This window comes from Candidatus Nitrosopumilus salarius BD31, from assembly GCF_000242875.2.
Taxonomy (GTDB): Archaea; Thermoproteota; Nitrososphaeria; order Nitrososphaerales; family Nitrosopumilaceae; genus Nitrosopumilus; species Nitrosopumilus salarius.
Map to the genome: position 1 here is coordinate 1 of NZ_AEXL02000006.1, position 1,508 is coordinate 1,508.

A 1,508-nucleotide genomic window follows, 5' to 3' on the forward strand; every position below is an offset into this window, starting at 1 on the left:
AAACTCTCTGTAATTTGCCTTACATGAACAAAACAATTTACTTTTCAAGTTTGTTAGCTGACAGTGAATTTCTAAACCAATTTTAGTCATATTGGAACCTCGGGTAATGTAACAGTGCTTTCCAATGCATGTGCAGCTTGAAGTAATAGCTTATCATTCATAGAGTCAGCCATTAATTGAATTCCTATCGGAAGTCCATTTGCATTTGCAAATGGAATTGATATTGCAGGTTTTCCAGCAAGATTAGCAGTAACAGTATTGATATCAACTAGAAACAAAGAAATTGGATCGTCAATCTTTTCACCAATTTTAAAGGGCAGTATTGGAACTGTTGGAGATATCAAAAGATCAAATTTCTTAAATGCTTCATTGACTTCTTTTGTGAGTTTACTTTTTACTTTCAGTGCCTTTAGGAAATATTTTCCAGCATGTCCTGCGGATGGAACATAACCGCCAATTATCATCCTTCTTGTAACTTCAGGTCCAAATTTTCTGCGTGCCTTTGAAATGTAAGAGTTAAACTCGTAACCTTCAACAGGAAAATCATAACCGTATCGGAGATTATCATATCTTGCAAGATTGCTTCCAGCTTCTGTTGCAGTAATTGTATAGTATGCAGCTACTGAATATTTCACCATATCCAATGATATTTCTTCGCAGATTGCACCTAAACTTTCTAGTTTAGATATTGCCTCATTTGTTGCAGAAAGTACTCTAGAATCAATACCATCTCCAATCATCTCCTTGATAATACCTATTTTCTTACCTTCTATTCCTGAATCAATTTCTGAAAGATAGTCAACGTTTTTGTTATCAATGGTAGTATTGTCATTTTTATCCAATCCAGCGATGATATTGAGCATAAATGCCGCATCTTTTACCGTTCTAGTAAGAGGACCAATCTGCTCTATGCTATTTGAATATGAAATTAATCCATATCGGCTGATCAGACCATAAGTTGGCTTGTACCCAACTGTAGAACAAAAACTGGCAGGATTCCTAACGGATCCTCCAGTATCAGAGCCAAGAGACGCAATACATTCAAAGGCACTTACTGAAACAGCACTTCCGCCAGATGAACCGCCAGGAACATGTTCAATGTTCCACGGATTTTTGCTTGGGCCAAAGGCACTAAACTCTGTTGACAACCCCATTGCAAATTCATCAAGATTTACTTTTCCAACAAATACCGCGTCTTCTTCTTTCAGTTTTGTTATTACGGTTGCATCGTATGGTGATACATAATTTTCAAGCATTTTGGAAGCACACGTTGTCTTTGAATTTTTTATGCAAATGTTATCTTTGATGGATATGGGCATACCAAAACATAAGCCAATTTTTTCACCAGATTTAATTTTCTTGTCAATCTCACGAGCTTGATCAACTGCATCGTCATTGACATTCAAAAAAGCATGAAGTTTTTCATCAACATCAGATATTCTTTCCAGAGTTTTTGCCATAAAATCTTCAGCAGATATGTTTCCATTTTTTACTTCTTGAATATATTC

General features: G+C 35.8%; 2 protein-coding genes. Both read right to left on the minus strand.

What is annotated here, in order from left to right:
- The coding region (locus tag BD31_RS09965) for a hypothetical protein (protein ID WP_158641207.1) at window positions 1–90 on the minus strand (90 nt) is incomplete at its 3' end.
- Window positions 87–1,508 (minus strand): Asp-tRNA(Asn)/Glu-tRNA(Gln) amidotransferase subunit GatA (gatA, locus tag BD31_RS00095; protein ID WP_008296586.1); only part of this gene is annotated, 1,422 nt, incomplete at its 5' end. The genes gatA and BD31_RS09965, both read right to left, overlap by 4 nt.